Annotated in this window: 1 pseudogene; it reads left to right on the forward strand. The window is 62.4% G+C overall.

Annotated features, from left to right (window positions below):
* A pseudogene (locus tag MFF64_RS37715) lies at nt 1–138 on the forward strand (DUF599 family protein); the annotation flags it as partial.
* Between the last annotated feature and the right edge of the window lie 72 nt (nt 139–210).

Consider the following 210-nt stretch of genomic DNA (forward strand, 5'->3'; position numbering starts at 1 on the left):
TCTGGCACGGTGGCGAACCAGACCATCTGGCAGCTGAAGGACGCCGTCCTCGCCTTCGTGTTCGTCTACGCGTTCTTCAAGTTCGCCTGGGCCTACCGGCTGTTCAACTACGCGGCGATCCTGCTCGGCGTGGTGCCATAGATGGGGTCCGGCGATCGCTACTGAGAGATGCTGCGGGCCGTCCATCGGGTGTGTGTGTGGTACGTCAGT

The sequence above is a fragment of the Methylobacterium frigidaeris genome, from assembly GCF_022179185.1.
Taxonomy (GTDB): domain Bacteria; phylum Pseudomonadota; class Alphaproteobacteria; order Rhizobiales; family Beijerinckiaceae; genus Methylobacterium; species Methylobacterium frigidaeris.